The following is a 21,721-nucleotide window of genomic DNA, read 5'->3' on the forward strand; positions in this document are numbered from 1 at the left end:
TTTTAACAAAGTCCTGTATTAAAGGAGGCATCCCCCTATGACGACTGACTTTTTCGAAGCGGGCTCGGCGGTCTATTTGTTTTCTTTAAGTTTATTCTTTCTGCTCGCTGCTGTTATATTTCTAATTGGTTTCAAAGAGAATATCCGGAGAAAAAAACATAAGCTGGAATCGAAAAAGCTGCTTATTACTGAAGAGGATCTGGAAAAACTGCCGCCAGCGCTGGCAGCCCAGTTCCTTCACGGAAGAGAGGATAGTTCCAGGCATATATTGTCCGGGCTTCTCTCCCTTGTGGCTAAAGGGAAATTTCATTTAGGCTTCGATGAAAAACGAGGGGAATATTATTTTGAACGAGATCTCTCAGAGAGCGGGAAACTGGAGGAAGAGGAACAGTTTCTCGCAGACTGGTTTCTGGAAGAGATAGGGAAGCAGAGCAGATTTTATCCTTCCCAGCTGGAGGAATATACAGAAACCCGGGAAAACCGTGAGAGGTTTATTCAGCGGTATTATGAATGGGAGGAGAACAATGAACAGAAGCTGAAACAGCTTGGGCTTCTGTCCGACCTCCCGCCACGGAAGCTTTTACTCGGTGCACTAGCCCTCGTTCAGCTTGTTGCCGGAGGAATATTATTATTTGTCGTTCCCTTTGTGAGTGTGTTATACCTCGCTGGGGCGATTGCATCGTTCTGGCTGATGTTTTATTTGAAAAACATGACTGATTATGGCTGGAAGATTTTTTACCGTTTCAAGGAATATAAGGAGCGGCTGCCGGAAACTGCAAGAAATCAGACCGACCTTTCTCAATTTCCCCCTGCGGCTCTTTATGCCCTTGCTTTTGGTAAAAAAGATGATTATTTCCGGCATCTCCCGGTGAAAGAAGCCCCCCCTTCTCTGCGCCAGGAAAATTTTCCCCTTTACTTTGCAGCAGGCTCAGGAGTTTTTGCTTTGTCGTCCGAAGAAGGAGATTTAGCTGATGCCCTTACAGCATCGATCGAAAAGGCCGTTTCGCCTGCCTACGAGACAGCGGTTGAAGACGGTACGGGAGGATTTGATGCTTCGTGACTTTTACCTGGCGGACGAAATCTGATCATAAAGATTTTCCAAACTGCTGCATCACCAGCTTGTGGAACGGACCTTGCGTTACACTTGTAAACCAGCCACGGAAGGGCCGGTTTAAAGTGAAGAAGCGCAGTATACAACCAGGGGCCATCCTCATCCTCTCCTGATAAAAAGATAAATCTTCCATCTGGAGAGGATGCAGAACGCTCTTTGTTTAAGATGCCGCCCCGGATAACGAATTCCTGGACTCCCGGGACGCTGCCAGGCTGGTTTTCTTCCAGAATAAGAAGTGGTTTGGGACATCCTTTTGCAAGAAATAAATGGCGTTGGTCCTGGCTTTTTATATTCACCACTCCCCTGAAGCTTCTGTTCACCCAGTCAAAATAAAGAGTGGATGGCTCTCTGTTTTTCAGATGGCCTTCGTTAAGCTGAGACTTCTGTACAGATGTAACTGTATGCTTTACAGGAGCTGCCGTAAAATCGGCTGGTTCAGAAAAATGGTTATCATCAGGCATAACAAGGTGCAGCTCATTGCCAAATTCTGAGGCTGCTTTTTTTAAAAGAAGGCAGGCTAATTCATGCAGGAGATAATTATTTCCCTGAACGAGGTGGTCATTAGCCGTGAGCGGCCCTGCCATTAAAATTTTTGTGTATTTCCCTGCAAGGTACTGAAAAGAATCCCAGCGAAAAGGAAGCAAGCCATTCTTCAGGCGATTGCTTGCTGAAGAAAAACGATAGACTGGGATATTTTCTGCTAAATCAGGAAAGATCATTTGCAAGTGGTCATTCTTATAACTGGTGATTACAGCTTGTGTCAAAGTACTCATCCTCTGCTGGTCTTATGAGTTAAAAATATCATACAAAAAGCATAGTGATGAAAATTCCGGCTTGATATTTTTATGATTTTTTAAATAGAAAAGGGTTATCGGGGCAGGACGAAGAAATTATATTATACAGACTATAACTCATCCTGAAGCACCAGTCACTCGAAAGCTTCGGGATACGTCTCAGGAGGTCTTTTAAAATGAAAACTTTTAAACTTTGTTCACTGGCTGTGCTTTTTGATGAAGAGCATAATGACAAAGGCCAGATAAATGGGCAGCATGTCCCGCTTGTAGACGGGCTTATTATTAATAAAGAAGAAGCGGACAAGAACTGGCTCCTTGATGCAGTAGTTACAAGGGAATGGAAAGACTTTTTTCAGGAATACCTCGATGGGCAGGAAAAGTTTATGGCCGAGGTCACGATTACGAAAAAAACAAATGATCCGGCAACACTTGTCTGCCAGGTAACAGGGATTAATGATATAGGGAAAAACCTCAGCATACATCTGGACGGGATTCTGGTAGTTAAAAAAGATGACCTTTCGGATATGCTGCTCAAAAATCTTCTGAAGGAAGGCTATTCCGGTGACGAACTGTATGATGAATTTAAACGGCGGAAGAAAGACAGGGGTAAAGCAATTCAGGGAATACTGACCAATGCGTATGAACAGGTAAAGCAAAAAGGCTATTACAACTCAGAATCCTGATGGGAAACTGGACGTCTTCCTGAATGTGAAGGCGTCTTTTTTGCACGAAGGAAGGATGTGAAGGGTAAGTAAAACATAGAGTGATAGAAGGCTGTTTACAAATTGCCTGGATTAAGGCTCAACAGAGAAATTTAACACAGCCTGTAATTAAATACAGAGTAAACCTGGCTGATCCGGCGATTATGATTCACGGGGACCGTATCAGCATAATAGGGGGCGGAGAAAATGAAAGAAACCAGGGAAATAGTGATCAAAGATTTTACCCCGGAGATGGCGGCAACTGTAGCGGATATGTGGAATAGAAGCCGCGAAGGCTGGGGCGGCCACGGGGATATCAAAACAAAAGAGCAGGTTCAGAACGAACAGGGAAATTCGACTAACCTCCATACATACATTGCGATTGATGGAGAAGAGGCAGTGGGTTATTGCGGTTTGTCAGAATACCGGGACGACACAGGAGCCCTCTATATCCCGCTTTTAAATGTGAGGACAGATTATCACGGGCGAAAAATCGGCAAAAAGCTTGTGCTTACTGCCCTTAAGGAAACTATTAACCGTAAATGGCCCCGTCTTGATTTATACACATGGCCAGGGAATACGAAGGCCGTTCCACTGTATAAGAAATGCGGCTTTTTCTGGGAGAACAGGGATGATACAGTTCATTTAATGAATTTTCTTCCTATGGTGCTCAATACCGAAGCATTTGCGGATTTTTTCCGTTCAGCAGACTGGTACAGCGACAGCGTCCGGGAGATCAGCACGGAACCGGACGGCCGGAAATCCGGAGATTTTGAACTTTATGATTACCACTGGGAAAAGGACGGTCGTATTCTCCATGTAGCTGTTGAAAAAACAGGCAGGGGTATTTCTGCTGTCAAAACCGAAAATTACTCCATCGAGATGAAGCTTGACAGCCACACTGTCATTCATGGTAAAAATAACAAGGCTGTTTTTCATATTGAAAACTATACAGACGGACCATTGAAAATTGAGATAACAGGGAAGGATGACCGTAATATTAGTTTCCCTCTCTCCTTAAAAGAAACTGCAGGAGAAAAGGCCGTAATCGAAGGAAGCTTTACAGCAGAAGATTCCGGAGAAGAACAGGGGGACAGAAAAACCCATCCTGCAGTGACTGCAGAAGTATTAATAAACGGAGAAAAGATTGTTTTTAAAACAGGTGTTCTTCCTCTCCCGCCTGTTAATATGACAGGAAAGCTTTCAGGCAGATTTACAAAGACTGGTGCATGGGAGAACGCATTCATAGAGCTCGGGAATAATTGCCCGGAGGCGGTTCAGCTGAAGTTTACTCTTCCGGAGATGGAGGAGGTGGAATTCAGGGAGAAAAACTATGAGGTCAGGCTTGAGAAAAAAGAAAAGAAGACTGTCCCCGTAAAGTTCTTCCTGAAGAAGCCCGCCTTTATCAATGCGGATATTCCCGCTGTTGTGGAGACGGAAGCAGGAGACACTCTGACATGCAGCGGCAGGGCAGCATTCGCCTTTAATTCTCCTGGTTCAAGGATCAGCGGCGAATGCAGTAAATATTATCATCTGTTCAGCGGCCTTGTTCATGTTGCTCTCAGTAAAGAAAGTAATACACTCATCTATGAGCGGGGAAGAAGCAATAAAAGCGATTATTCTTTCTCGTATCCTAAGCTTGGAAAGCCTTTCTCGGAAGAATTTTCGATTATGAAGCCGGCGAAGGTGAGATTTTACAGTGATGAGTGGAAGAATGCCCTGGAACTCACCTACTTGTCCCGGGATTTCCCGGGAGCTGCACTCACGAGGTGTATCGAACTTACAGGGGATGGCTTACTGAATCATTTTTACAGGCTGGAAAATCGCGGCCTCGAAAAACTTAATTCCCTGCAGCTCCAGCAGACGGTGAACTTTCCGCTTATCGGTACGTACATTCCTTACCGGGGGAAGATTGTTTTTAACGATAGTTCTTATAACAGCGAAGTGAATATCTGGGAAGAGAAGGATATAACCGGAAACTGGCTGTTTTCAGATGCGGAGAATGAGAACAGCTCCCTTATCTGGAATGAGGAGCTTCCGCTTCATTTTCAGAACTGGTTCCGCCATTATTTCGAAGAAGCATTACCGGAACTGAGGCCGGGGCAATCAGCGGAGTCAAAACCTCTTGTTTTTGGCCAGCGAGTATTTTCTGCAGCAGAGGAAGTTCTGGAGTTCGCCGGGGGCAGGAAAGATAATGCCGTATCATTACCTGAGAAGGTTTACAGCCTTGAAGTGGATGGAGGAAATCCGTTTGTATCCGGTAAAGCAGGGATTAAGTTCAGCTCTGCCGTAACACGGTCTGCTGAGACAGAGCTTTTCGTGTATACGAACGGCGGGGATAAAAAACAAAAGCATGCTTCTTTTTACAAAGGGGAAGAGGAAAACTGGTCATCTCTGGAGACAGAGGTTCCTGTTCCTTCCGGGGGGCCGCAAATTCTCCCTGTCACTGTGGAGGGTAAAATGGACTCACAGCACATTGCTGAACGGCTCCTTCTCTTTCCGGAAGAAGAAGCTACCATTAAGACAGAGGAGATAATTGAAAATGGCAAAAATGTCTTCCTGGTAAATAACGGAGTATTTACTATGAAAGCGGCTCCTGATTTTTATCCGTGTATATATTCTCTTCATGATGGGGAGACGGAGTGGCTGGACTCTTCTTTTCCTGAAGCCCATCCAAAATCGTGGTGGAATCCGTGGGTCGGGGGCATTTCTTTCGGATTGGAAGGTTTAATCCAGAGAAGAATCTCGCAAATGCCTTCAGAAGCTGTTTTTATCACCTGTTTTGACCAGTTCAGGAATGAATGGAAAGGGATCAGGCTGACAACGAGAGTGGAGGATCATGAAGAATTCGCAGGCCTTGTTTTACATCAATATGCTGTTACAAGGCCAGGGGCGCCGCTGCTTTCTCTGTTTACTGAAATTGAGCAGAACACAGGAAGGCATTTTTACGGAAAGCATCTTCGTACGTTCATGAATATTAATAAAGGCCGAAGAGCGGGAGAATTAACAGTCTCTGTTAACGAGGGAGGCAAAAAGAAGCTATTTTCCCACCATCGCCATGAAGCTGATATATCCCAGCTGGATGACTGTATTTTTGAAAAGAAGGACGGGAGTTATTCTCTTCACTATGTTCCGGATATAAAATCTTTGCAACTGGAGCTGTTCATGAATGAAGATATTGTTCTTACTGTAAATAGTACATCCATGAATACGGAAAGCGGGACAAGGGAGATGGCTGATCCCCGGTTTCTCGTATTGGCCAGGGACTCATTCAGCCTCGAGGACTACCGCGGCCTCCGCCAGTTGAGGTTTACTGTTAATTAGAAAGGAACGATCATCTTGAAAATCATTGACGCACATATTCATCTGTCACATATAAATTCCTTTCATAATACAGCGAAAAATATCTCCCGTCTTGATTATTCCGTCCGGGGGCTTCAGCGGGAAATGAAAGAAAACAACATTGTACTCGGAATAGGGATGGGGCTTCGTGAAATTGAGGGAGGGGAAGGGTTTCCTGACTCCCTTCCTCCTACTCCTATGGGGCTGGATCTGATGAAAGAGCCTCTGGAGGAAGTGGTCTTCTGCGCGGGGGTGAACCCTTACCGCCTTGGCAGGCAGGAGCTGCAAAACCTGGAGAAGGAGCTGCTTAAGCCGGAGGTTGTGGGCATTAAGATTTATCTCGGTTACTACCCTTTCTATGCATATGATAAAGTTTATGAACCTGTTTATGAACTGGCCAGGGATTACCGTGTCCCTGTCGTTTTTCACACAGGCGATACATATTCCGAGCGGGGGCTGCTGAAATACGCGCACCCCCTCACCCTTGATGAAGTTGCCGTGCGCCACCGTGAGGTTACTTTCGTTATGGCCCATTTCGGTGATCCGTGGATGCTCGATGCGGCGGAAGTCGTTTATAAAAACCGTAATATGTTTGCGGATTTATCAGGGTTAATTGTAGGCGATCATAAAGAAGTAAAACGAATTATGGGAACAGAGCATTTTTTTGATCATTTTAAGCATGCTCTCGCTTTTTGTGATCATTACGAGAAGTTTATGTTCGGTACCGACTGGCCGCTCGTAAAGATGGAGCCTTATATTGATTTTATAAGGAAACACCTCCCGGAAAGAACGTGGGAGGACGTCTTCTTTCATACTGCGGTTCGTGTCTTCCCGAAAATACGCAGCAGAGTGGGAGGAAGACACAGAAGATGATGTTTGTCTCGTTTGCGCAGTTTTTCGAGTTTATCCCGATGTAACCGTCCGTAAAACTCCCGCCTCAAAACATGAGTGGAAGCGAAGGTGTTTAGGCGGAAGATAACGGACGCTAACATCCCGATTGGTTCAACTAACAATCAGTGGGGGATGAATAAAACCCCCACTGATTGAAGGTTCACTTTATGGAACAGGCTGTTTTCCGTGATGTTCATCTATGCCGGTAAACAGCCTGACAATTCGTTTGCTCACCTGATTTTTCAGGTGGACATTCAAATATTTTGCGGTAAGGACATAGCCCCGGAAAAAGATAGTATATTCGGAGAAAGTATCATCTTTGCTGTTCAGCTGCACTTTAAGCCCGTATTCCTTCATCTTCGCTTTTACGGAGAAAAGCTCTTTGCTGAGTCTGCTGATATTCTGTTCAAGAAGGCGGATGTAAGGGTCTTTCAGCTTCATCGGTGACTTGCTTATGGCGGCCAGATCCCTTTCCAGCACTTTCCGGGCAAGCTCGGACAAAATGTATGACTCGGTTATGTATTCTTCTTCAGCCGTAAGTTTGGCCATTTCTGTCCACTCCTTTACATGAAAACGAGGTATGATTTTATCCCGGTGTAACCGTCCGTATAACTCCCTCCTCAAAACATGAGTGGAAGCGAAGATGTATAGGCGGGAGTTAACGATTGGTTCAACTAACAACCAGTGGGCCCACCCTTGATGAAAGGTTCACTTTATGTTGTGAAATTTAAAGGAAGCTTATTACTCAGGGAAAATAATTTTTCGAACGTGTGTTCTTATTTTTATTTTACTTCTTCCCTGAAAATAGTCAAGAAAAACCAGAAATAAAATTAAGCCCATGACCGAAATATTAAGTAACAAAAAAGTTCAGGGGAGATCCCCTGAACTTTGAAAAACAGTGATTCATTCAGATTTTACGCTTCTTCCTCAAGGCGAGGGAAGAGGATATTGTTTTCAAGGTGGACATGCTGGAACATATCACTTTCCAGTTCTTCGAGGCGTTTATAGGTCATGCGGTAAGTTGTACATGCGTCTGGCGGGAGTGTAAAATCAGAAGTAATCTCCCGGATATCCCGAAGCAGCGTGCCTGCATGGTCATGTTCAGATTCCAGCTCATCGATCTGGCTTAATGCAGCATCTCGTTCCGTCTGACCTCTTACAGCTTCATACTCTCTGATAGCAGGGAAGATATTTTGTTCTTCCTTCAGTAAGTGATGTTCAAGTTCGGTTTTCAGTTCATGGAATGTACGGTGGAGATTAGCCAGCTCAGGGTGCGACCCACCGTGCACACGGAAGATTTTAGTTACGTAAAAACTAAGATCAGGCAGTTCGTTAACGAGATAATGGTGATGGCGGTGGATAATATGATCAACCAGTTCCCCGTATGGTTTAGTAGTCCAGTCTTCGCTGTCTGAGGATTTCATTTCGTCAGCTTTTTTATAGAGATCTGAAAGTTCAGCCAGAAGCTGCTGTTCGTCCACTCCTTTTTCAGTTGCAGCTTCATGAAGGGGACGGTTGCCGCCGCAGCAGAAATCTATTTTGTGCCGTTTAAATAACTCATCTGAACGGGGAACCTTAATCACCAGCTCCCGTACTTTTGTATCTCTTGTAAAAACTTGTTCCATTGTAATTCCTCCTTCTGTTATGCTGTTTTTATCATACGATTTACGGGAAGACTTGTAAGTGATATGGCTCACTAACGTGAAAAAAGTGATTTTGCTCAATGGGAGAAAAGAGGCTCCTTTCGAAAGTATATCTGTCGAAGGAAGAGCTGGAAATTAATTCAAGAAAATAGGAGTAGTGTTTATGAAAAAATTATCAGTCTCATTTACTATGTTTATCAGCTTATCAGTGCTCCTCGCAGCATGCGGGGATAACAACGGAAATCAGGAAAACTTTACCGAGGGCAATAACGATAATCTTGCTACACCTCCAGCGGAAAACGAAGATCCTCAGGATGAGGGAAATCCAGCGGAGGAGCTTCCACTGGAACGAGCGGAAGCACCTGACGATTACCCGCAGTTTAACGAAGAAGCAGCGGACTCAGAAGAGGTGATTGTCCATACGAATATGGGGGAAATTCATCTTCGCTTGTTCCCGCAATTTGCGCCTCTTGCAGTGGAGAACTTTCTTACTCTTAGCGAAGATGGATTTTATGACGGTGTAACCTTCCACCGGATTCTTGACGGGTTTATGATTCAGGGCGGCGATCCAACCGGCAGCGGAATGGGAGGAGAAAGTATTTATGATGGTCCTTTTGAAGATGAATTTACTACTGCTTTAGCTCATTTCCGTGGTGCTCTATCTATGGCGAACAGCGGGCCGAATACAAACTCCAGCCAGTTCTTTATTGTCCAGGCTGATGAAGAAGATTTATCTGAAGAATATTTTGAAATGCTTGAAGAAGAAGGCATGGTCTTCCCGGAAGAAACGGTGGAAAGATATCTGGAAGTCGGCGGAACACCGCATCTGGACTTCGGCCATACAGTTTTTGGACATGTTATTGACGGAATGGATGTTGTGGATGAGATCGCTGCAGTTGAAACGGACCAGCAGGGGCGTCCGGAAGAAGAGGTAATTATTGAATCTGTGGAAATACTTGATTAAAGAAAAAAACTCCTTCGCTGTCTGGTGAAGGAGTTTTTTTCTTTGATTTAAACAAGAGCATATGTACAAGCCATCTGCTCTCTATGTACCGTTAATCAATCGCGGAATGCGTAGTAAACCATAAGAATAATTGTCGCAAACGCTACTATTACAAAAGGCCCTTCCATTAAAGAAGAAGTCTCAGGTGTTTGCTGTTCTGCCGCAAACACTGCTGTAAGTGGTGCGAAAAAAAGTAATAATGCAAATAGTGCTGCAGATACAATGCGTTTCATCATATTATCAGACCTCCTAACCTTCCATACTCCTCCTATATTATAGATGGCTTTTCCTTTTCCTGCAATTAAAAGTGTTATAAATAATTTAACCGTTATCAAGGGAGATGAAACGCTTCCCGTTAAAATTGGTTCAGAGAAAACGCTCATTAGGAACAGTTTGCTCGGTTTATTTTCAGAAAAATCGGGAAAAGTAGTGACAACATCATAAAACTGTTATATAATATAAGTAACAAAACAGTTCTGTTTGTAACAGATTGGGCGTTTCTTTAAAGGGGAAGTAATACAGAAAAGGCTTATTCCGCTAAATCTTTTTGATTGTCCTATTATAAAGGGATGTAAAATTAAATCTGTTACAGTACAAAAAAACTACCAGTATTATATGGAGGGATTACAATGATAATGTCCAGTACAGAGTTTTTCAGAAATCTGCCGCCGAAGGAATGCGCGAAATGCGGAGACAAAATCGACGAGATGCATGATTGTTATTCCCATAAATGTACAGAATGTGAAAGCGAGATCTACTAAGTAAAATGCCTGTTTCCCTGAAGAGGGAAACGGGCATTTTTTAGTAGAGATCTCTGGCGGCAGAACAATCCCACAGAGGAATATAAGAAGACCCGATAAATAAAACAGGAATATCCAGCAGTATTAGAGAAAGATAACAAGGAGAGAAATCTGGGGAGGATTAATTATGATCGTAAAAGAAACTGCAAAATATTTTATTCTGATTGAGCAGCATTATCATGCAGAAATTTCCGGAGAGTTAGCAAATAAATGGAGAAAAGATTATTTTCTGGGGGCAGATAAGAGGGGATCTGTAGAACTGGCCATTCGAATGCATGACTGGTGCTGGCAGAAACTAGATAAGAAGCCGGTGTTTCTGACAAAAGAAAAACAGCCTGCTTCTTTTACTGATTATCCTCTAAATGAAAAAATAGTGGCCTACACGGAAGGGATAGAATTTATGAAGGAGCGGGATGAGTATGCGGCCCTCCTTATCAGCAGCCATTATTCCAGCTTTTTTAACGGAAAGAGCGGAAAAAAGGAAACAAAATTCCGTACGGAGGAAGAAGGCCGGCAGAATGAACTGAAACAAAAGCTTGGAGTAGAAAACCATGCAATGAAAGAGTTTCAGTTTCACTTTGATTTGCTGCAGTTGTGCGATAACTTATCTCTTTATTTGTGCATGAATAAATGGGGTGCCTCAAAAGATGAAGAAATTTCCTGGTTCCGTAAAGGATTTCCACAAAAGTTTACCCCGTTAAATAATGAGAAGCTTTATGGAGAATGGGAATCAGAGGGCAAAGTTATTCTGGAGCCTTTCCCATTTAGTATGCAGACAGTTGATGTAACGATTCCTTATAAAAAGATTTCCAAAGGGGAGCATACTTCAGAATCATTACTTGAAGAATACCAAAACACAGAGTATACGTACCAAGACATAAAGATTCAACCGAAAATTAATTTTACGTAAAGCCGATTTAGCTTCATATATTTTCGGCTGGCTCTGATCTTTGGTAGAATAGAGAATTACCAGTACTGGGGAAAGGAAAACAGAGGTGAACACAAATGAAAAAAACTGTAATAAGCAACGGAGAAAATTGGGTGAAGACTATCTTTGCCGGGGATTCCACCGGGCATGACTGGTATCATACTGACAGAGTGCGGAAAAATGCAGTACATATAGCTCAAAAAGAAGGGGGGGACATTTTTATCTGCGAAATGGCAGCACTCCTGCATGATGCAGCAGATGAAAAGTTCAATGAAAGCGAAGCTTCGGGACTTGAAAAAGTATCCAGCTGGCTGGACAGCCAGGAGATAACCTCAGAGGAGAAGGAAACCGTTCTTGAAGTAATCCGCACTGTTTCCTATAAAGGCGGAAATAACCAGGACCCTGTATCAATAGAGGGGAAGATTGTTCAGGATGCAGACCGTCTTGATGCCCTTGGAGCTGTAGGAATTGCAAGGACATTTATGTATGCGGGAGCAAAAGGAGATCCGATGCACCTGCCGGAAGAGAGACCGAGAGAGCAGATGACTAAAGAAGAATACAGACAGGGGCGCTCCACTGCCGTAAACCATTTCTATGAAAAGCTGCTAAAACTGAAAGATTTAATGAAAACAGAAACAGGCAGGGAGCTTGCAGAAGAGAGGCACGAATATTTAAAAGCATTTCTGCACCAGTTTAAAGAAGAGTGGGCCGGGAACAGGTAAGTGGCCTTTAGATGATTGGAAACCAGAGTAAAAGGGAATATATATTAAGCAGGATCTGAAGAATTTCTGAATCCTGTTGTACGTAATTTCGAAAGGGTGAAAGAATGAAACTGTCGGACAAAAAAGTATTAACAGTCGTTGACCATGAATTTGAAGATTCTGAGCTGATTTATCCTCACTACCGGCTTCAGGAAGAAGGAGCCATTGCCCATATTGCAGGAAAAGAGGCAGGGGTGGTCTATAAAGGGAAAAACGGTGTTCCCGTTGTTTCGGATTACAGCTTTGATCAGATAAATATAGAAGATTACGATGTATTATTAGTTCCCGGAGGCTGGGCACCGGATAAACTGAGACGGTACGATGAAGTGCTTGATTTTGTGAAATACATGGACAGGAACGAAAGAATTATCGGCCAGATCTGCCATGCGGGGTGGGTCCTTATTTCCGCCGGGATTCTGAAAGGGAGAAAGGTGACGAGTACACCTGGAATTAAAGATGATATGGTTAATGCAGGAGCAGAATGGCATAACGAGGAAGTCGTGATTGACGGGCATCTCATTTCCAGCAGAAGGCCGCCGGATCTGCCGGCATACGGTAAAGCGCTGGCTGAAAAATTGGCAGGCAAATAATTCAGGAAATCAGGCACCTTAATAAGGTGTCTGATTTTTATCCTCTTGTAATCATCCGTACAACTCTCACCTGAAAAATGAAGCTCCCCTAATATCAGGGTGGAACAGCCTTCCATAAATGGTGTATTATAAGGTATTATAAAATTTATTTAAAATGATTATGTCGTTAGCTCAGAATGAATAAATGGTTCATGTTATACAAGAGTTGTTGTGGAGAGCGGAACGAATGAGACTCCTTCAAGGAACAGCTCATGTAGTTCTCTTCAACACACTTTTTAAGTAACAACCATAATTCTGAGCAAAAGGGATAATCATATTATTTAATTGGCAGGTGGGGATGAATTCTATGACACAGCAGTACACCTGGATAGAAGATATGAATAATAATACTTATGGAATTGACGAAAAAAATCCGCATGATCAAGATGAAGCTCTCCAGCAATATTTGAAGTATTACCAGTTCAACATGAAAGCAGTGGATGAATACCGGTGCGGAACAGTTAGAGCTTCAGGAAAAAAGCAATTCATTCAGTTTTTTTTAAAACAGCAGCCGGCAGGGACAGTTTATCTTATTCACGGTTATCTGGATCACAGCGGGGGATTGAGCAGGACGATAAATCAGCTGCTGCAGAGAGGTTATCAGGTGATTGTGCTGGACTTGCCGGGCCATGGCTTTTCAGAAGGGAATGAAGGCCTCCTCACAAGCTTCGATGATTATATCGCGGCGATTGAACAAGGGTATCATCTTATACTTGATAAACTGGATCTTAAGAGTGTTGCAGGGCTGGGGCATAGTACCGGAGGAGCTCTTCTGTTTCATGCAAGTGCGGAAAAGAGAGTGAAGCTGGAGAGCTTAATACTTGCCGCTCCACTTTATTACCCGTACCAGTGGAAGTTATTTGAAGGATTGCTTACTTTGTCAGGAAAAGTTATCTCCCGTAAAAAGCGGGGTTTTAAGAAGAATTCTGAAGATAAGATATATCAGCAGTTTTTAAGGTCTGATCCGCTTCAGGTAAGAGTTCTGACTGCTGAATGGGTAACAGCTTTGAAAGAATGGCAGCTCAAGATTGAAGGCTGTCCTGTGGCAGAACAGCCTGTTTACGTGCTTCAGGGCACAAGAGATACAACCGTGGACTGGAAACAGAACATTCGTTTTTACAGGGAGAAGTGTGGAGAGTTTCAAGTGGCACTCTTCCCAGGAGCACGGCATCAGCTTCTGAACGAGCGGAAAGAAATCACGAATCTCGCACACCAGCGGATTCACGAGTTTTTGCGGAACCGCTCTGTTTTTTCACAAGCCAGAAAAGCGTGAGGGACATGGCCAGGACCAGCCCCCCGCTGACTCGGAAAGGGTAGCCGAAAAAGTCAGCTGCCGCGCCGGCGAAGAAAGAGCCGGCTACTATACCAAGAGAATAAGAAGCATAGAATACACCAAATGCTTTCCCGCGGTCGCTCGTTCCGGATATTTCCACAATAATTCTGTTCATGGAAGGAAAAACGAAAGAAAAACCAGTCCCGTAAACAAGCATTACAGCAGTAATTAAATAAATGTTTTCAACGACGCTTAAACTGAACAGGGACAGGCCGATCAGTATCAGGCCCGCAATGATAATAGATTGGGGCCTGAATTTGTCATAGAGCCGGTTTGCTGGCGTCAAAAAGATAAAGAGGGCGATAATTCCAAAACTGCTAAGGAGCAGGCCGGTTACGGATGGGCTTAAACCGAGCTCCTCTGTCCTTAATGGCAGCGCAAACGTCAGAACTCCCATACTAAGCGTCAAGGTGAGCGCACTTAGAGACGCCTGTACCATGAAAGGGTTGAAGGCCAGTCTTCTGAAATGTGAGAGCGAGACATTCCGCCTTGCAGAGGCTGGTGCTGATTCCTTAAGCAAAAAAAGCACCGCAAGACAAGTGATAACAAAAATGATGGATGCGATATAAAAAACTGCATCAGGGGAAATCCTGGCGGAAATAATCCCCCCGGCAGCCGGACCGATAATTGCTGCTGTTCCAATACAGGCTCCGGAAAACGCCATCATTTTACCTCTTCTGTTCTCTGGTGCCAGATCCCCTAAATAAGCGAATGCGGCCGGTATTAATGCACCTCCTGCAAGACCGTGAAAAAACCGGATAAAGAACAGCTGCCATCCGGTCTCCGCAAGAGGATAAAACAGCAATATTACTGCTGCGAACGCCATTCCAAAAAACAGGACCCTCCGCCGGCCAAACTGGTCGATCCAGTGTCCCGCAATGATATTGCCGCCCATATTTGCAAGTGAATATACTGCGATAATCATACCAGTTAACAGGTTCCCCGCTCCAACTGAATGGGCATATGTAGAGATAATCGGGAGCTGAAGAAATGTATCAAGAAATGCTACTATAATAATTGCATAAATAAAAATCACCGAGTGTTCACCACCATTCCCTCTTTACTATACAGCTTGTCCCCAGCTTTTCACAATTGTGCAGTACAGAAAGAAAAAATATGTAAAAAAATCCTCATCTTCATGATGAAGAGAGGATGATTAGTTAATATATGTCCCACTCCGGCGCTGCCCTAAGTGCCTTAAAACCCGCTCTCGCAGGTGGGCATTCTCACCTTGCTTCCCAGCTTCCCTTTAAAAGGGCATGCTGTTCCCCAAGTTTATTGAACTCCCTGTATAAAACGCATCGGTTTAAGACAACATGAGCTGACGCTCGTCGCAGGGTTTGTTTAATGCTATATCAATATAACACGTACATTTTATTTTGGCAATGAAGCTGATTAAAGTTTAAATATTTTCATTTTTTCTGCGTTTTTCTTTTGTCTCGTTCCCTGATGTATATTCGTAAGTGGCTTTAATACCGCTGCCCCGAAGAGGTTTTCCAATGGCTTTGTATTGTTTTTCAGTTCTGTACGGCATCGATTTTAATCCTCCTCTGAATGTATTAAACACAGGTTTCCAACATCGGGGAAAGATTATTCATCCTCACTCCCGGGGGCATGCTAAAAGTGCAGCCGTCTGTCATTGGCACAGGACAGAATCACAAGCAATGGCGGCCAGCTGAAAAACTATAAAGAAGGAGGGGATTTTCAATGAGAAAATGGAATGAGGAAGCTGCACCTAATATGAATTTAACTTCTGCTGATTTGAAGGCGTCAAAATTTGTTCCCGAAAGTAAGAAAAGAGAGACAGAGTTTTCCGAAGAGCTATCAGACGGGGGAGAAAGAAACAGAAACATCGATATATTAACGAATCCGGATAAGTAGTTTAGTCGGAAGGTGCCTGCAGAAAAGAGGTGCCTTCTTTTTTAAAAAAAACGAGCGAAGTATGCAGGAACACTTCTTTCCAGTTATAGCCCCCCATTCTTGTATAGGGAGGTTAAATCCATAAACCTAAAGGGAATGTAGAAGCCAGGGTTGACAGAACCGTGAAATGAGGGAATAAAAATGTTTGAAGCAGAAATAAACGAATTAGGAAGAATAGCTATAGTCGGAATATTATCTTATATTATTTTGATTGTTTTCTTAAGGGTTTCAGGAAAGCGCACCCTATCAAAAATGAACGCATTTGACCTGATCGTTACTGTAGCGCTTGGTTCCACACTTGCCACTGTATTGCTGGATAAGGATGTTTCCCTGCCGGAAGGTGTATTTGCGTTACTTCTTCTTGTGTTTCTCCAGTATGTTGTTGCCTGGCTGGCAGTAAGAGTTAACTTTGTGAACCGAATGATTAAATCTCAGCCAGTACTGCTTTATTCCAAGGGCGAGTTTTTAAGGGGGGCTATGAAAAAAGAGAGAATTCATGAAACGGAGATTTATCAGGCAGCCCGCACCTCGGGGATTTCTGCTCTTGAGGATGTGGAAGCAGTTATTCTGGAGACGGATGGAAGCATCTCTGTTCTGAAAAAAAGCGGAAAGTCTTCTTCTGAGAGCACTTTGAAAGATGTAGATGAATAAAAACTGTGATTACACAAAAAATAATGAAAGTATGGAAGGATATCAGTTTTTACTAATCTGACAGGAGATGAAGTGTGTGAATCAGAAAAAAATGAAAATAGTACTCTGGGCCATAGTGGCAGTGCTCTGTTTTCAGGCTGCAGGACCGGCTGTTGTTTCTGCGGAAAACCTGTCTGATAAAGACAGCAGACAGCAATGGTGGTGGAATAAAGATAAAAACAATCCTGAAGAGAGGCAGAATGAACTGCCTGATCCTGAGGGCGGCCCGGAATTGACAGAGCGGCCCCGCAACCCTGTTTCAAATATCGTGCTGCAGCAACGCTACCCGGAGATAGTTGTACTGAGAGGGCCGGAAACAGAAAATAAAGTTGCTTTAACGTTTGATGACGGGCCGGATCCGAGATTTACACCCCAAATTCTTGATGTTCTTAGTGAATATGGCGTCCAGGCTACATTTTTTGTAATGGGGGCGAGAGCGGAAGCAAACCCCGAGTTAACGAGAAGGATAATTGATGAAGGCCATATTGTGGGCAACCATACATACTTTCATCCAAATCTCGTGGAAGAAGGAGATGTCGCAACATTAAGGACAGAAGTTTCCCGGACGGAAGATGCGTTAGCAGACATTATCGGCTACAGAACAAAGTTATTCAGGGCCCCATATGGATTTCTTTATAATGAGCTGGTGGAAGCGCTTGGTGAGATGGACTATACTGTTGTTGGGTGGTCGGTGGATTCTCTGGACTGGCGTGAACGGCCGGCAGAGGAGACAGCTTACAACGTTATAAGCAACAGTGGACCAGGTTCGGTAATCCTTATGCATGATGGTGCGGAATCAGACGGGGACAGGACAAGCACTGTGGAAGCCCTCCGTCAGATTATACCTGCTCTTCAGGAACAGGGCCTGGAGTTCGTGACAGTACCGGAATTATTTGGCATCCCCTTCAGAAAGTAGCTTAGTTAGTTAACATAATAAAATTATGGTAAATGAGCCTGCCTGTTCAGAAGGCAGGCTTGTTTCTTTGTTGATACATTTTATCCCTCTCTGGTTTAATGTTTCACATACCGTAATTGAGAGAATAAGACCATGGAACCAAATATTCAAGGACAGACATATACACCTGCTGTTTTCTTCCGTTAAAGCAGTCTATGACCTCCGGAAAAACCTGTTGGAAGCATAAAAAAATAAAACTGTCTGACATGGAATTATAGTAAAATAGAAGAAATGTAATCTATATGAAGCAGAGAGAAGTACAGAGTTTCAATTTAAAAATATTTTTGGAAATGAGATGAGAAGCGGAGTGGAAACGAGACAAGGGCGGAGGAAGAACAGCAACTGGGCAATTCCTGCCAAGATTAGTACATTGTTAATGTTAGTTTCAGTATTAGTCATGCTCGGGATATACTGGCAGCCTGCCACAGAGTCAAGAGAGGTTTCTGTATTAAATGCAGCAGATATGGCAGAAAGAAAAAATCCTGTCCACGGAAAAGCTGAATTTGCCTGGAGCAGGAACACAGAGCCTGTCAGGATTACTTTTACCGGGGATTTAATGATGGACTGGTCAGTAAAAGAAACGATGAATGAAAAAGGCCCAGACTATCCTTTTGTCCATGTGACAGAGGAGCTGCAGCGGGCTGACCTGGCGGTAGCAAATCTGGAAACGGCTGTAACTACAAGAGATGACAGCTATAAAGACCGTTCGCAACGGTTTAACTTTAAATCTAATCCTGAACATCTGGAGGGATTAAAAAATGCCGGGTTTGGACTTGTTTCTTTAGCAAATAATCATGCGCTGGATTATGGGGAAGAAGGACTGCTGGATTCTATGGAGTACATTCAGGAATATGGCATGGATTATGTTGGTGCAGGAACGACGATTGATGAAGCGTTTTCCGGGCAGACTTACACTATTAACGGACAGACAATCAGGATCATGGCGGCGTCACGCTTTGTACCAAGCCCGAACTGGTACACCTTCGATGCAAACACGCGGGCTGGTATAGCTGGTGCTTACGACCTTGATTATCTTCTGGAAAAGGTGGAAAAAGAAAAAGAGGGTGCAGACCATTTGATTCTGTACATACACTGGGGAATTGAGCAGACGGACATACCTGCAGAATACCAGAAACACTATGTAAAGAAGCTGGCCGAAGCAGGAGTCGACGCCATCGTAGGGCATCATCCACACTGGCTGCAGGGCTTTGAGTATTATGAGGGCATTCCTGTCGCTTATTCTCTCGGTAACTTTTTGTTCCCTGATTATGTGAGCGGGAACAGTGCGGAAACAGGGCTGTTGACTTTAACGCTTCATAAAGATGAGATTAGGATGGAGTTTAAACCTTATTACATTAAAGACGACCAGATCATTCCGCTGTCTGCCGCAGAAGAGCAGCAAATCCTGGATAAGCTTGAGAGGGTATCTTTTGATGTAAGTATAGAAGGTTATGAAATTATTAATTTGAGATAAGACGCTAATAAAAAGACGAGGGTTTCCCAAAAGCCTGGCTTTTGGGAAACCCTCTCTCTATATAATTAATTTTAGTTAATTTAATTTGTTCGCTCGAATCGTTCTTCTTTATCTCATGCATTTAGCGAGGATCTTATGGTTACACAAGTGTTGCGTTTACTGGCGAATCGGTTCCTCATTCCATTATTCAGTTAAAATTCTTGTTATTAGCTATTTTTAGGATCCTGGTTCCACTATTCACCTGTTTTCCCCCTCCCTAATCCTTAAGCCTTTTTAGACTCCAGAACCCACCCACGATGTTGTTCCCAAACATATAAACAAACTTCAAATCCACCTTCCACACAGAGTAGCGCTTTTTTCCTGCCCCTTGTGTCATCATGTCCCAAGGATAAGTATTTTTCCTTTTGTCAGCCAAACGTGCATTCGCTATAATAAAAAGATACGGTGGAGGGGATAAAATGTTTGGCAAAAAAAGCTTACAGGAACTAATAGCAGAACTGAAACGGGACGAGCATGTTACACACTGGCATCAAATCCCGGAAGAAGAAGCAAAATATGCCCCATTTCCGGAGGCTATGAATGAAAAAATCAAGGCTGCGCTGCGTAAGCGGGGTATTGACTCTTTATATAAACACCAGGCAAGTGCTTTTGAAGCAGTTGTGAGCGGGAAAAAGAATATTACTGCTGTAACACCAACTGCTTCTGGAAAAACGTTATGCTATAACCTGCCTGTCATACAGCGCATTCTGGACAAGCCAGATTCAAGAGCACTATATTTATTTCCCACGAAAGCGCTGGCGCAGGACCAGAAAAGTGAAATAAATGAATTTATCGATGAAATAGATGTTGGCATTAATAGTTATACCTATGACGGGGATACGCCGGCGAATATACGCCAGATTGTACGGAAGGCAGGGCATATCGTTATTACAAATCCGGATATGCTCCATTCCGCTATACTTCCGCACCATACAAAATGGATATCCCTGTTTGAAAATCTTGAAACAGTAGTGATTGATGAGCTTCACACGTACCGTGGAGTTTTTGGGTCCCATGTGGCGAATGTGGTGCGCCGGCTGAAACGCATTTGCAAATATTACGGGAGTAATCCGACTTTCATCTGCACATCCGCTACGATCGCCAATCCCCGGGAGCTAAGTGAGGAGCTTACGGGGGAAAATGTGCAGTTGATCGATAATAATGGTGCTCCTAAAGGAAAGAAGCATTTTGTACTGTACAACCCGCCGGTTGTTAATAAACAGTTAAACATTAGAAAGAGTTCTACGAGGGTGGTAAATGAAATCGCTGCAAACTTTTTAAAGGAAAAAATTCAGACAATCGTTTTTTCCAGGAGCAGAGTCAGCGTGGAAATAATCCTCAGCCATCTTCAGGAACTGGTAAAAAAAGAACTGAGCCGGAAATCGATACGCGGATACCGGGGCGGATATCTCCCGAACCAGCGGCGGGAAATCGAACGGAGCTTACGAAGCGGAGAAACGGTAGGAGTAGTGAGCACGAATGCACTGGAACTTGGTGTTGATATTGGCCAGCTGCAGGTTTGTGTCATGAACGGTTATCCAGGTTCTGTGGCGTCAAGCTGGCAGCAGGCTGGGCGGGCAGGGAGACGGCAGGATGAATCTGTTGTAATTATGGTCGCCAACTCGAACCCTCTCGACCAGTATATTTTTCAGCATCCGGAGTTTTTCTTTGGCGGTTCTCCGGAAACCGCGAGAATAAATAAAGACAATCTGATTATCCTTGTAGATCACTTGAAATGCGCTGCCTATGAGCTTCCTTTTGAGCGGGGGGATTCCTTTGACGGAGTGGAAGTCGAAGAGATCCTTGATTACCTTGCTGAAGAGCGTGTGCTTCATGAAATGAAGAATAAATGGTTCTGGATGAATGATGCTTTCCCTGCCCATAACATCAGTCTTCGTTCGGCGGCACAGGAAAACGTCGTCATCATCGACCAGACATACGTGGAGAAGCACCGTGTTATTGGGGAAATGGATACTTTCAGTGCGTTGACTCTGCTGCATGATGAAGCGATTTACCTTCATGAAGGCGTTCAGCACCAGGTGGAATACCTGGACTGGGATGAAAAAAAAGCTTACGTAAGGGAAGTGGATGTGGAATATTTCACAGATGCGAACCTTGCAGTGCAGCTCAAGGTGCTTGAAATTGACAAGGAAAAACAGGCAGGTAACAGCATGCTGGAATACGGCGATATGATGGTTACTGCGATGGCTACTATTTTTAAAAAAATTAAGCTTGAGACCTTTGAGAACATTGGCTCAGGCCCTATCCACCTCCCTGAACAGGAGCTGCATACAAACGGAATTGCTCTGTCATTTCCGCCAGAGGAGCTGGAGGATATTGACGAAAAGGTTCTTGAACAAATTTTAATCGGCATCGCCCATGTACTGCAGCATGTTTCTTGTGTACGGGTAATGTGTGATAAAAACGATCTCCATGCTGTGCCGGAAGTGAAAGCAGTTCATTCCCAGAAGCCGACTGTGTTTTTATACGACCGCTACCCGGGGGGAATTGGACTTAGTGAAACGATTTTTAAACAAATGGATGCAATCATTGCAGAAGCAGTGGATTATTTATACGCCTGTCCATGCGAAGAAGGCTGTCCGTCATGTATCGGTGTTGCAGGGGCAGGAGATAAAGGAAATATGAAAAAGTCGGTCAGGAAACTGCTGAAGGGATGTATGGAAAATTAAGTTAAATGAGTATGTCA

The 21,721-nt window shown here is 43.8% G+C and carries 21 protein-coding genes and 1 other RNA gene; 15 read left to right on the forward strand and 7 right to left on the reverse strand.

Annotation, left to right across the window (positions count from 1 at the left end; genetic code table 11):
- The first annotated feature begins 37 nt into the window (after positions 1-37).
- Positions 38-1,060, forward strand: coding sequence for a DUF2207 family protein (locus BK582_RS14560; protein ID WP_078595749.1), 1,023 nt, complete (start codon positions 38-40; stop codon positions 1,058-1,060).
- Here BK582_RS14560 and BK582_RS14565 read toward each other — a convergent pair.
- Positions 1,012-1,875 carry a hypothetical protein gene (locus tag BK582_RS14565; RefSeq protein WP_078595750.1) on the reverse strand — a complete coding sequence of 288 codons (864 nt, stop codon included), beginning with the start codon at positions 1,873-1,875 and terminating at the stop codon, positions 1,012-1,014. The two genes, BK582_RS14560 and BK582_RS14565, sit on opposite strands and share 49 nt — an antisense overlap.
- Positions 1,876-2,081: 206 nt before the next feature.
- Between BK582_RS14565 and BK582_RS14570 the strand changes: the two genes are divergently transcribed.
- The 3 genes from BK582_RS14570 (at position 2,082) to BK582_RS14580 (ending at position 6,821) form a co-directional block, all read left to right on the forward strand.
- Positions 2,082-2,588 carry a YwpF-like family protein gene (locus tag BK582_RS14570; RefSeq protein WP_078595751.1) on the forward strand — a complete coding sequence of 169 codons (507 nt, stop codon included), beginning with the start codon at positions 2,082-2,084 and terminating at the stop codon, positions 2,586-2,588.
- Positions 2,589-2,813: 225 nt separating this feature from the next.
- Positions 2,814-5,930: a GNAT family N-acetyltransferase gene (locus tag BK582_RS14575; protein ID WP_078595752.1), complete on the forward strand. Its 3,117-nt coding sequence runs from the start codon at positions 2,814-2,816 to the stop codon at positions 5,928-5,930.
- A gap of 15 nt (positions 5,931-5,945) precedes the next feature.
- Positions 5,946-6,821: an amidohydrolase family protein gene (locus BK582_RS14580; protein ID WP_078595753.1), complete on the forward strand. Its 876-nt coding sequence runs from the start codon at positions 5,946-5,948 to the stop codon at positions 6,819-6,821.
- A 183-nt stretch (positions 6,822-7,004) separates the two neighbouring features.
- Here the strand turns inward: BK582_RS14580 and BK582_RS14585 are convergent, their stop codons facing one another.
- Both BK582_RS14585 and ric read right to left on the reverse strand, forming a co-directional pair.
- Complete coding sequence (locus BK582_RS14585) at positions 7,005-7,388, reverse strand: YhjD family protein (RefSeq protein WP_078595754.1); 384 nt, start codon at positions 7,386-7,388, stop codon at positions 7,005-7,007.
- A 365-nt stretch (positions 7,389-7,753) separates the two neighbouring features.
- A complete protein-coding gene (ric, locus tag BK582_RS14590; RefSeq protein WP_078595755.1) occupies positions 7,754-8,464 on the reverse strand; it encodes an iron-sulfur cluster repair di-iron protein in 711 nt (236 codons plus the stop codon).
- 181 nt (positions 8,465-8,645) lie between these two features.
- Between ric and BK582_RS14595 the strand changes: the two genes are divergently transcribed.
- Complete coding sequence (locus BK582_RS14595; protein ID WP_078595756.1) at positions 8,646-9,446, forward strand: peptidylprolyl isomerase; 801 nt, start codon at positions 8,646-8,648, stop codon at positions 9,444-9,446.
- A gap of 95 nt (positions 9,447-9,541) precedes the next feature.
- On the opposite strand, the gene BK582_RS14600 is transcribed toward BK582_RS14595, so the two are convergent.
- Positions 9,542-9,721 (reverse strand): hypothetical protein, encoded by a 180-nt coding sequence (locus BK582_RS14600; protein WP_078595757.1) that lies wholly within the window; start codon positions 9,719-9,721, stop codon positions 9,542-9,544.
- Between the two features lie 399 nt (positions 9,722-10,120).
- Here BK582_RS14600 and yhfH point away from each other — a divergent pair, with 399 nt between their 5' ends.
- From yhfH to BK582_RS14625, 5 genes are all read left to right on the forward strand, one after another.
- Positions 10,121-10,246, forward strand: coding sequence for a protein YhfH (yhfH, locus tag BK582_RS14605; RefSeq protein WP_420841247.1), 126 nt, complete (start codon positions 10,121-10,123; stop codon positions 10,244-10,246).
- 166 nt (positions 10,247-10,412) lie between these two features.
- On the forward strand, positions 10,413-11,195 hold the full coding sequence (locus tag BK582_RS14610; RefSeq protein ID WP_078595759.1) for a DUF3891 family protein: 783 nt from the start codon (positions 10,413-10,415) through the stop codon (positions 11,193-11,195).
- Between the two features lie 95 nt (positions 11,196-11,290).
- Positions 11,291-11,935, forward strand: coding sequence for an HD domain-containing protein (locus BK582_RS14615; protein ID WP_078595760.1), 645 nt, complete (start codon positions 11,291-11,293; stop codon positions 11,933-11,935).
- 104 nt (positions 11,936-12,039) lie between these two features.
- Positions 12,040-12,564, forward strand: a complete 525-nt coding sequence (locus BK582_RS14620) for a type 1 glutamine amidotransferase domain-containing protein (protein WP_078595761.1) — start codon at positions 12,040-12,042, stop codon at positions 12,562-12,564.
- Between the two features lie 337 nt (positions 12,565-12,901).
- On the forward strand, positions 12,902-13,876 hold the full coding sequence (locus BK582_RS14625; protein ID WP_078595762.1) for an alpha/beta hydrolase: 975 nt from the start codon (positions 12,902-12,904) through the stop codon (positions 13,874-13,876).
- Here BK582_RS14625 and BK582_RS14630 read toward each other — a convergent pair.
- The 3 genes from BK582_RS14630 to BK582_RS28095 form a co-directional block, all read right to left on the reverse strand.
- Positions 13,800-14,972 (reverse strand): MFS transporter, encoded by a 1,173-nt coding sequence (locus BK582_RS14630; protein WP_078595763.1) that lies wholly within the window; start codon positions 14,970-14,972, stop codon positions 13,800-13,802. The two genes, BK582_RS14625 and BK582_RS14630, sit on opposite strands and share 77 nt — an antisense overlap.
- 129 nt (positions 14,973-15,101) lie before the next feature.
- Positions 15,102-15,279: non-coding RNA, 6S RNA (ssrS, locus tag BK582_RS14635), on the reverse strand.
- Positions 15,280-15,338: 59 nt separating this feature from the next.
- Positions 15,339-15,470, reverse strand: a complete 132-nt coding sequence (locus BK582_RS28095; protein ID WP_269148956.1) for a hypothetical protein — start codon at positions 15,468-15,470, stop codon at positions 15,339-15,341.
- A 173-nt stretch (positions 15,471-15,643) separates the two neighbouring features.
- On the opposite strand from BK582_RS28095, the gene BK582_RS27060 reads away from it, so the two are divergent.
- The 5 genes from BK582_RS27060 (at position 15,644) to BK582_RS14655 (ending at position 21,704) form a co-directional block, all read left to right on the forward strand.
- Positions 15,644-15,817, forward strand: coding sequence for a hypothetical protein (locus BK582_RS27060; RefSeq protein WP_169911022.1), 174 nt, complete (start codon positions 15,644-15,646; stop codon positions 15,815-15,817).
- A gap of 180 nt (positions 15,818-15,997) precedes the next feature.
- Positions 15,998-16,507, forward strand: coding sequence for a DUF421 domain-containing protein (locus tag BK582_RS14640; protein ID WP_078595764.1), 510 nt, complete (start codon positions 15,998-16,000; stop codon positions 16,505-16,507).
- Between the two features lie 76 nt (positions 16,508-16,583).
- Complete coding sequence (locus BK582_RS14645; protein WP_236939173.1) at positions 16,584-17,462, forward strand: polysaccharide deacetylase family protein; 879 nt, start codon at positions 16,584-16,586, stop codon at positions 17,460-17,462.
- 346 nt (positions 17,463-17,808) lie between these two features.
- On the forward strand, positions 17,809-18,975 hold the full coding sequence (locus tag BK582_RS14650) for a CapA family protein (protein ID WP_218190728.1): 1,167 nt from the start codon (positions 17,809-17,811) through the stop codon (positions 18,973-18,975).
- 458 nt (positions 18,976-19,433) lie between these two features.
- On the forward strand, positions 19,434-21,704 hold the full coding sequence (locus BK582_RS14655) for a DEAD/DEAH box helicase (protein WP_078595766.1): 2,271 nt from the start codon (positions 19,434-19,436) through the stop codon (positions 21,702-21,704).
- The last annotated feature ends 17 nt before the right edge of the window (positions 21,705-21,721 follow it).

The sequence above is a fragment of the Evansella clarkii genome (assembly GCF_002019695.1).
In the GTDB taxonomy this organism is placed as follows: Bacteria; Bacillota; Bacilli; order Bacillales; family Salisediminibacteriaceae; genus Evansella; species Evansella clarkii.

What these genes read in the sequence shown, in the direction of transcription:
- BK582_RS14560 (WP_078595749.1), top strand. Translation starts at nt 38, where the DNA reads ATGACGACTGACTTTTTCGAAGCGGGCTCGGCGGTCTATTTGTTTTCT.
- BK582_RS14570 (WP_078595751.1), top strand. Translation starts at nt 2,082, where the DNA reads ATGAAAACTTTTAAACTTTGTTCACTGGCTGTGCTTTTTGATGAAGAG.
- BK582_RS14575 (WP_078595752.1), top strand. Translation starts at nt 2,814, where the DNA reads ATGAAAGAAACCAGGGAAATAGTGATCAAAGATTTTACCCCGGAGATG.
- BK582_RS14585 (WP_078595754.1), bottom strand. Translation starts at nt 7,388, where the DNA reads ATGGCCAAACTTACGGCTGAAGAAGAATACATAACCGAGTCATACATT.
- ric (WP_078595755.1), bottom strand. Translation starts at nt 8,464, where the DNA reads ATGGAACAAGTTTTTACAAGAGATACAAAAGTACGGGAGCTGGTGATT.
- BK582_RS14595 (WP_078595756.1), top strand. Translation starts at nt 8,646, where the DNA reads ATGAAAAAATTATCAGTCTCATTTACTATGTTTATCAGCTTATCAGTG.
- BK582_RS14600 (WP_078595757.1), bottom strand. Translation starts at nt 9,721, where the DNA reads ATGATGAAACGCATTGTATCTGCAGCACTATTTGCATTATTACTTTTT.
- yhfH (WP_420841247.1), top strand. Translation starts at nt 10,121, where the DNA reads ATGTCCAGTACAGAGTTTTTCAGAAATCTGCCGCCGAAGGAATGCGCG.
- BK582_RS14610 (WP_078595759.1), top strand. Translation starts at nt 10,413, where the DNA reads ATGATCGTAAAAGAAACTGCAAAATATTTTATTCTGATTGAGCAGCAT.
- BK582_RS14615 (WP_078595760.1), top strand. Translation starts at nt 11,291, where the DNA reads ATGAAAAAAACTGTAATAAGCAACGGAGAAAATTGGGTGAAGACTATC.
- BK582_RS14620 (WP_078595761.1), top strand. Translation starts at nt 12,040, where the DNA reads ATGAAACTGTCGGACAAAAAAGTATTAACAGTCGTTGACCATGAATTT.
- BK582_RS14625 (WP_078595762.1), top strand. Translation starts at nt 12,902, where the DNA reads ATGAATTCTATGACACAGCAGTACACCTGGATAGAAGATATGAATAAT.
- BK582_RS28095 (WP_269148956.1), bottom strand. Translation starts at nt 15,470, where the DNA reads ATGCCGTACAGAACTGAAAAACAATACAAAGCCATTGGAAAACCTCTT.
- BK582_RS27060 (WP_169911022.1), top strand. Translation starts at nt 15,644, where the DNA reads ATGAGAAAATGGAATGAGGAAGCTGCACCTAATATGAATTTAACTTCT.
- BK582_RS14640 (WP_078595764.1), top strand. Translation starts at nt 15,998, where the DNA reads ATGTTTGAAGCAGAAATAAACGAATTAGGAAGAATAGCTATAGTCGGA.
- BK582_RS14655 (WP_078595766.1), top strand. Translation starts at nt 19,434, where the DNA reads ATGTTTGGCAAAAAAAGCTTACAGGAACTAATAGCAGAACTGAAACGG.